The organism is Spiroplasma endosymbiont of Megaselia nigra, assembly GCF_003987485.1.
Lineage (GTDB): Bacteria > Bacillota_I > Bacilli_A > Mycoplasmatales > Mycoplasmataceae > Spiroplasma.
Genome location: NZ_RCOO01000032.1, coordinates 1 through 9,622 on the forward strand (window position 1 = coordinate 1; position 9,622 = coordinate 9,622).

Genomic DNA, 9,622 nt, shown 5'->3' on the forward strand with positions numbered 1-9,622 from the left:
TAAAATTACAAATATTTTATTTTTTTAAAAAAATAGTTGCATTTATTTTTAAGAGTGTTATTATCAATCTAACAAGAGATACAAATTTGGAACTTGTATATACACGATGCCTAATATAAAGTATATTGTTTAAATAGAATGAGGTATAAATAATGAAAAAACTATTAGGTATTTTAAGCATTCTTTTATTAGGCACGACAAGTGGCTTTGGAATGTATAGTTGTGTAACAAGAGGTAACAATTTACCAAAAACTAATGAATATACAGCAGAAACGAATCAAGATATTGAAACGTTCTATGAAATAATAACATTAATTAAAAAGAAAATTAAAACTTGATGAGATAGTAAGGAACTAATTGATACTAATAATTATTTTAATGATATTGCTAAATTCAATGAATTTATTACAACTTTAAAACCAGATGAATCACAAACTTTTATTGGTGCGGAAATTAGCAAATGATCTTTTTTAGAACAGTTAATTAATGATTTTAAAAAAGAAATTAATAATATTAATAATGAACTTGTTATTACTTATGATAATTTTTATCGTAAAATAGAAAAAGAATTTCCAATATTATTGTCAGATGATAGTATTAGATTAAAAGTAAATAAAATTAATTTTAATAACATATCAAAATTAATTGCTAATAATGAAGAAAATTTAAATGCAATTACAATTAATTTTGATATTAATTATTCAGTTAAATTTAAAGAATTTGACCAAGTTTATGAAAGTAATGGGTTAGTTATTGCAAGTAATAATCTGGAAGTTATAACTAATGTTCAAGAAAAAGTTGAATCATGATTTATAAACTTTATTCATGATTTATTTATTAAGCAAGAAAATAAAATTACTGATACTTTAAATCAACATTTTAATGATATTAATACAAATAGTACAATTTGACGAACTATTAAACAAGAATTAGATAAAAACAATATAATAACTAATTATCAACCTTATTTTTATAAGTTTTTTGATACTTTAAATTTATGAAGTCGATTTTATAAACCTGATTCAATATTTGCTTTAGTAGGGGAAGGGTATCAACCAGATAAATTAACGGCAGAAAACTTTTTAAAACTTTATAAAGAACATAACAAGATTATTCTTAGTGAAGATAAATATTATTTAAAAGCAGATATAAGAAATTTTTTGCCAAGTAATTTAACAATTGAGAATTTACCTTTTAAAGATAAATATTCACAATTAAGAAAATTAAAGACACCAATCAAAGTTTTATTACCAAGAGATAAAGTTGATCAACAATTACAGCAATTTGCAGAAAAAACAATGGCATTTTGACGTTATTATCAATTAGAAACTTATGATAATAAACTTGTTTTTAAGATGAACCAAGCAGATTTTGATGTTTTACTTAAAAAAGTTAGTTTATTTAAACCAGAAAATTCAATTGATGCAAAAATGACACTAATTTTTGAGACTATTTTTAATCTTTTTAATAATACTGTGACTGATACAGGAAAGATTAAATGATACATTTATAAAACTAATGTAGCATATTCAACAGAGAAAGAAGTTATTTCAAAATTTAAAATGGAAACAATAAATGATGATAAAAATATTACAATTCAACTATTTAGAAACCATTATCCTAGTGGAAATTATCCAATTTACTATATAAATTTATCTTACAATGATTTTGGTTATAGTTTCTTTTTTACTCCCAATCGCGAAGAAAGTAATATTAAAAATGATTATTATTCATTTTTACAAACAATAGAATTTAAGGTTGTTTAAGTTTATATTAATTAATTATAAGAAACAAAGTGGTGTTATCTAATCGATAACACCACTTTTATTTCACAGTTTTTTATTAAACTTAATTTTACATTAATTTAGGAATAATGTTATAATAATATGAGCAAAATATAATGAAAGCTATAAAGGTGATGGTAATGAAAATATATGTTCTAAAAAAATATCAAAAATTTATTAATATTTTCTTTATTATTTTTCTTGCTTATATTTTATTTTCATCATTGTTTTCAATTATTGATATTGCTGGTAATTATAGTTTTTTAAATATCACATTAAATTTATTTTATCTTATTTTATCAAGTTTTATTTTTCTCTTTTTTATGGGAATTTTAGTTCAAATTTTGATTAATTTTAAACAATTAAAAAAGACAACAATTTCAGCGTGGAAATTAATTTTATTTTCTAATTGACAAATTATTATTTTATGAATTTGTAATATTGTTTTAATTTCATATATATTATTTTTTGGTTATACTTCAATAATTTTTCAATTGCAAAATATAATTGCATATGAAACAATATATTCTTTTTTAGTTATTTTATGCTATGTTTTTTATGCAATTTTTACTATTAGTTTTATTGTAATGCTAATATTGTTTTGCTTATATATAGGTTATTTAAAAAACATTAATGATGTGATTGCTTCTAGTTACTATACATTTTGTAAATGTACTTTAACTAGTATTGTTATTCCCCAACAAAGTCAATTAACAATGTCAATTTTATTAATAATTTATCCAAATTATAATTTTAATCAATGATTTATTAAAAAAACTAGTATTGTTGATAATCTTCGTAAAACAGAATTATTAACACAATTTAAAAAACAAACAACACCACCTAATCTTTATTTTAACTAAATTCAAATATTAACAAAAGAGAAGAAGAAAGAATGTGGAAAAATGACAGGTTTTAAGTTATTATTTAAAAACAATTTTAAAAACACGGTTAAAAATAAAATTCAATTTTTTGGTTTAGTTGTTTTAGTATTTTTGACTAGTTTTATTTTTACAATTATTGAAGTTTCTAAACAACGAGTAGATAATAATTATAATACTTTTATTTCTGAACAATTAAGTAATCAACATGATTTTGTTGTTAGTTTTACTAATACTACTTATGTTAAAAATTCAAATGGGGAACCAGATCAGTTTGAAAAAATTACAGATAGTGGGGTTCGTCAAAACGCAATTTTAGAATTTATTAACGAACAATTAAAAAATCGAAATGAACATTTTATTTATAATCGTGTTGAAGCACGAACATTTAGTTTGGGAAATAATAAAGTTATTAAAGCAGTAACATTAAATCCTTATCAAGAAATTGATAAATTTATTGTTGCTAATGGAATGCCGTTAAGTTTTTATATGAAATATTTATTATCGATTAATGAAGAAACAATGCATTGGATTTATTTGACGCCTGAGTTTGCTAGTAAAAATAATATTAAAATTAATGATATTATTCGATTACAACCCGATAGATATGGAACAACAATTAAAGTTGCTGATAGTGAATTAAAAGGTGTTGATTTAACTTCATATGAAAGAGAAGATATTAATAAATGATTGCCAAAATCACCATATTCAAATGAAAATTGGTTTCGAGTGGTTGGGTTTGGACAATCAGCGGATTATGTTACACCAATTATTGATGCAGGGCATCCGTTTCCAAATATGAAAAATGAAGGAATTGCATATTTAGATCCGCGATTATTTGGCTTAGTTGAAGATACAGTTGAAGATACAGCTGGTAATAAATATCCTGTAACAAAGTTAGATTTAACAAAACAAATTTTAATTCCAGAAAGTCAATTAGAACAAGAAATTTATTATGTTGGAAAATTTCAACAGACAAAAGTTGACCAAATGCGAAGTAATTATAGTCAAACAATTAATAATTATTTAAATACTGACCAGGGAAAACATATTGGTTTAAATGGATATTATGTTAAAACACTATCAACTGGTTTACCAATTGCTACGTTTCGGACAGATAATCGTTATGAATTTGCAAAACGAATTACATACTTTACGTCAACATTAAGTGCTTTTATTAGTGGTTCTTATATTTTAATTACAATTTTACTAATTATTTCGTTCTTTGTATTAATTTTAGTTATTCGTCGACAAATTGATGCAACTGGCCCACAAAATGGATTGTTACGAGCATTAGGATATCGTCGTCGTTTATTAACCTTTAGTTATATTTCCTATCCATTAATGATTGCATTAATTGTGGAAATAGTTGGTTATGTAACGGGAATTAGTGGCCAATTTACTGTTAAATATTTATTTGGTTCATATTTTAATTTACCATATGGAAATTTTGTATTTGCACCATTAGCATTAGTAACTTGTGTTTTATTTATTTTTGCTTTACTAACTTGTGTCACAATGGTTAGTGGAACAATTATGATGGTTTCAAGAACACCACTACAATTAATTCGTAAAGAAAAAACAGTTTCACATGGTCGTTTTAAAAAAATTGTTTATAAAATTTTTGCAATTCGCAAAACATTTGATGCACGATTTCAAGCAGTACAATTATCTAATTCAATTGGAAAAATGGTAGGGGTATCTTTAACAATGATTATTAGTACCATTATGATTACGATGTCAACAACAATTCCAATTATCTTACAAAATAATATTCGTTATTCATACGAAGGAGATAATTATAAAACCTTAGTTGAATATAATAGTCCGATTTATAATTTACCAACAAGTTTTTTGCGAACATATGATCCAAGTCAAAAACCATGAGATAGTAAAAACAGTCTTTTAACTAGTACAAATATGACAACAGATGTTAATCAATATCTTACTGATTTTGAAACAGGGCAAATTAATTCTGAAAATTTTGCTCCAACTTATCAAGCAGATGATATGCGGTTATTGTTATATCGTAATATTTCAAAAGAATTTTTGCAAAGTAATAAATTAATTTCAAGTGATCCGGGTTTATACAAAGCAATTTGTAGTACGACATGAGGTGATTACAATGATTTTGCTCTAAATCTTTTAACAAAATCAACCATTGAACAATATTTGCGAACAACAGAAACAGCTCGCGAACATATTGATATTTTAGAAAAATCTCGATTATTTTATTGAAAATATCGGGAAACTGTTGGTTTAAAAATTAAACGTGCAGATTATTTTGATTTACGAGGAAATTTAAATCTAAATGATAAGTTAATAAACAATATTTTTACCCAAAGTGATTATAAACGAGATTTTGGAGAAGGAAATCCAACGATTACATTAGCTAACAATCATTTTCGTCCAGCATTAGAACAACCATTGTCTGTATCGTTTTATGATGTTTTAAATTCAGCAACAGGAAATGAGTTTAATACACGTTTAAAAAAACCAATGTATGATTTATATAATTGAATTTATGCTTACTTTGTAGAAAATGTTAATCAATGTTTTATTCAAGGAGTATATTCACGTTCTCCGCAAACTGTTCGGTTAAAAATGCAAGAAGCATTTAATCAAAACAATGGTAATTTTAATTTAACCTTCGGAGTAATTCCGTTTAATCCATTAACAGATGATCGGGGAACAATGATTAATGCTGAATTAAATAGTATTGAGTTTAAGATTTACGGAATTAATCGTACATTTAAAAACCAAGCATTAACTAATAAAAATGGTGCGAATTTAAATGAAAAATTATTTACAGCAAGTAATAATATTGTTTTAAATGAATCATTAGCTAAAAGCTTAAATGTTACAGTTGGAAATCAAATTACTCCGTATTTGATTCGCAAAGCATTAGTTGATAGTAATCAAGGTGTTACTTCTGATCAAATTTTACAAGGTTGAGATGGAAGTTATGTAACAGGTGATGATGCTCAAGCACAAGGGCGAGTTGGTAAATTAATGTTTAATGGTGATAATAAATATAAAAATAAGGTTATAGATGAAAATAATGAATATGTTTTAGAAAGTAAAATTGATGCAATTGACCCAAATTTTACAAAACCATCAATTTTAAACGATAAAATTGTTGATGGAAGTTATCGAATAAGTAATCAAATGAACAATCAAACTTTTACAGTTGTTGGTATTACTAATCAATATGGTTCACCACGAGCTTGAATTAATGAAGATAGGGCACAACAATTACTAGGATATGATAAAACACGGAATTATTTATTACAATTGTTTTTAAATGAATGAATGAATTCATTTATCAGGAAGAATCCTGAATTAACACCATCAAGAAAAGAGAGTTTAAACTTGTTAGAAAAATTTATTAAAGACCATTCAAGTACGCATGTTAATAACTTATGAAATAAGTTTGTTGAATATTGAAGCGTACATCAAAGTGCAGTTAATTGAATTGCTGTCTTTGAAAATGAATATCCGATTTTTAATTATAAAATTTCTAATAGTGCTAAAATTGATGATATTGAAACAGGACTAGGAACAAGTCAATTATTTGGTGACTATAGTTTTTATGGTTTAAATGGTGGTATTAGAAGTAAAATTTCTTATCCACCATATGCAAATAGTACTTTTGGCAGTTTAATGCCAATTGCTTCAGCACAAGCAATTTTAGGAAATATTTCAAAAGCAGTTAATGGGATTATCTTTTTTATTATTGGAATTTCGTTTGTATTAAGTTTTATGATTATTATTTTAACAAGTAATATTGTTATTGCAGAAAACCAAACAATTATTGCAACAATGAAAGTATTAGGATATCGAAATCGTTATATCACAAAATTAGTTATTGGAATGTATATTCCTATTATTGTAATAATGACAATTGCCGGTTTTGGCTTTGGGTGATTATTCTTAATTATTTTTAATATGATATTAATTCGAATTGGAATAGTTTTACCACTGTTTATGAATGTCACGATTCCATTTATTGCAATTGGAAGTGGATTATTATTATACTTTATTGCATATTTAATTAGTTGATTCAATATGAATCGAATTAATCCATTGATTGCAATTATGAATGCGGATTAAGGAGGAATTAAAATGAAAAAATTATTAGCAACTATTGCCGTTGGAATTCTAGTTTCAGGACCAGTAATGTCTGTAGTTAGTTGTACTAAAAATGATAATTGAAATAATATTCCATTTGATCCACCAGTTTTGCCAGTTGAAGTAACTGGTTTTGTTGGAGTTGATTTTAAAAAAATTGATCCACAAAATAATAAACAAACTATTCCTAAATTATTCCAGCAATTAGCGCAATTGTTTCAAGGAACAAAATGAAACTTTGATCAGTTAATAAAAAATTATAAATTTAATAATAAATCAAAACCAATTGATAAAATTGATTTGTATCGTAATGGTCAATATGAATTGAACTTTAGTGATGGAACAAATTTAAATACAATAAAAATTAATAAAACAGTAACAACTTCAAACCATTTAGCTGATAAAGTAAAGAGTATTGATTTAGGACAAATTACTGATGCACGACCAATAAAAATTTTAATTGCCACTATTTTTAACAATATGCAACTTATTTCAGAATTAGATAAGTTTGGTGAGTATTTTATTGGACCACAAACATCAGAAATATGAAACCGACAAATTGATAAAGTTGATAAAATTATGATTGAACCTGATCAAACTGGAGCAACTTTAATTTCAGGAAAAGACCATTGGTCAGAAGATAATAACCCAAGAAAAGATTATTATGGTTCAGTTAAAGTGTCTTTTTCTGTTGTCCCACCTGAACCTCCAATAGTAAAAGAGGATTTAGGACAAATGAAGTTAACAACAAATTTAGGTAAATTACCAAAAGTAACTATTTTACAAGTAATGATGATGTTTATTAGTGTTAATTTTGTTAGCCACTTAAATCGACTAAGTGCTTTATTAAATGATTTATATTTAGAAATTAACCCTGATAACAAAGGTGGAACAATTACTGCTTATGATAAATCAGAATACTATACTGGTAGTGTTAACATAAGTTTTAGTTAATTACATATTAATAAAAACCGCTAATTAGCGGTTTTTATTTGTGATTTTTATTTTAGTAGTTAATAAAAATTATTTGCAGTAATTTTATAATTATGCAATTTATTATTTATTTTTAATAATTTGAATAAAATATTTATTTTTAATTTAATAATATGATATAATTAAATTCCTTTTTTAGAATAAATGTGGTATAATTATAATAAAAAAAATGGTTCCATAAGAAAATTCTATGATGTAATAATTATAAAATGTATTAAATTATTTTAAATTAATTATGTAAGGATTTTTTATGTTGAAAGATATTTTTTATATTGTTGAAGAAAAAATGTGCAATAAATGTTGAAATCAATTAGCACAAGCAATAAAAGAAGTTAAAAATAATAATCCGCAAGAAATTAATAATTTAATGTTTTTCAAATATTATTTGAAAGATCAAATTACTGCACTTGCTTCAAAGGTTATTATAATTATTAAATGTAATAATAATTTTTATACATTATTTTGAAAACAAGATTTATTAAAATCAGAGATTAATAGTGATAACGTGGAGTCAGAGTATCTTCCACAAGGTTTAATATTAAATGAACAAATTGTTAATGATGTTATATTAAGCTTAAAAGATAAGAATAATCAACATTATAATTTAAATGATAACAAAAATTTAAATGTTTTAAGTAACAACAATTCAGTATTATTTGATGATAATATGTTAGGTTCATTTCTACCAATTCCCGTTTCTAATGCAGAAGTTATTCAAATTACTAATGTTAAACGAAAAAGTAAACATTGACTTTGAATTTTAGTAATTATTTCTGTCCTCTTATTAACAAGTGGGATTGGTGTTATTGGTTATGAAATGCATCGGCAATCATCTCATTCTAATTTAGTTAATTCTAAAATTATTGTAAGTGATGATAATCCGGGTAGTAAGAAAAAAGTTGAGGTTTTATAAAAATTATAAATAAAGTAATTAAATATAAATTAAAGTAATCGCTTATTAGAGCGATTTTTTTATTTGCATTATTCATCAGATAGTATCTTTAAAATTAAAAATTAACCTATTTTCCTTAAAAATTAGTTAATATTTATAATTTCCTTTCTATGATTTATTATATTTTTTCGGTTTAACAACTAATAATATCATTTTTAATAAAGGTACTATCTGATGAATAATGCAATACTAAAACTTAATATTTTGATGCTTAAAGATGGATAACTCATCTATGGCACGAAGCCTTAAAGAAAGTGTGAAAGCGATTGGATTTAATCTCCTATTTATTTCTTTAATTCTCGGCAAGATTAATCACTTGCGAAATGTCAGAGCATGTGTTTTTTTGCTTGTTTTCATAAAAAGAGTGCTGTTAAACCGAAAAAAACAATATCGGACACTAAAAAAACAAGAGGGTTGGAGCTCCAAAAGGTTATTTTCTTTGTATAAAGTTGTCTAGGGATGGATGAAGCGTAATTAATAACTGGGTAAACTGTTTTTTTGTTTATTTCCGTATGGGGGTAAACTCTATCAAAATATCCTACCGCCCCCGCTCACCCCCGAAGTGAAGCGGGCGGCGAAGTAAATAAATAATAAAATAAATTATTTATTAAATATCAAAATATTAACCAACAAAGGAATATTATGTTTTTTTACAGGAAGGAAAATATTTGATGAAAAAATTGAATAAAAAAATTAAAAATAAATTACAAGAATTAATGATACGAGATTATCCAGTAACGGTAAATGAAATTAATGATGAAATTTGAGCAACAAATAAAAAGAATTAAGGAGTATAGATAAATGACAGAATATAAAAGTTTGTATATTAATAAAACTTGAAATGAAATAACAACATCTTTTGAATGAGCTAATTGTCAGCC

The 9,622-nt window shown here is 24.5% G+C and carries 5 protein-coding genes; all 5 read left to right on the forward strand.

All coding sequences use genetic code 4. The features are described 5' to 3' along the window. Positions 1-152: 152 nt before the first annotated feature. The 5 genes from D9R21_RS02465 to D9R21_RS02485 all read left to right on the forward strand — a co-directional run bounded on the left by D9R21_RS02465 (position 153) and on the right by D9R21_RS02485 (position 8,702). Complete coding sequence (locus D9R21_RS02465; protein ID WP_126820961.1) at positions 153-1,766, forward strand: hypothetical protein; 1,614 nt, start codon at positions 153-155, stop codon at positions 1,764-1,766. 158 nt (positions 1,767-1,924) lie between these two features. Further along, positions 1,925-2,647: a hypothetical protein gene (locus D9R21_RS02470; RefSeq protein ID WP_126820962.1), complete on the forward strand. Its 723-nt coding sequence runs from the start codon at positions 1,925-1,927 to the stop codon at positions 2,645-2,647. A 42-nt stretch (positions 2,648-2,689) separates the two neighbouring features. Next, on the forward strand, positions 2,690-6,778 hold the full coding sequence (locus D9R21_RS02475; RefSeq protein ID WP_126820963.1) for an ABC transporter permease: 4,089 nt from the start codon (positions 2,690-2,692) through the stop codon (positions 6,776-6,778). Between the two features lie 12 nt (positions 6,779-6,790). Then, the gene (locus tag D9R21_RS02480; RefSeq protein WP_126820964.1) at positions 6,791-7,750 is read left to right on the forward strand and encodes a hypothetical protein; all 960 of its coding nucleotides are present in this window, start codon (positions 6,791-6,793) and stop codon (positions 7,748-7,750) included. Between the two features lie 289 nt (positions 7,751-8,039). Next, positions 8,040-8,702 (forward strand): hypothetical protein, encoded by a 663-nt coding sequence (locus D9R21_RS02485; protein ID WP_126820965.1) that lies wholly within the window; start codon positions 8,040-8,042, stop codon positions 8,700-8,702. Positions 8,703-9,622 lie beyond the last annotated feature (920 nt).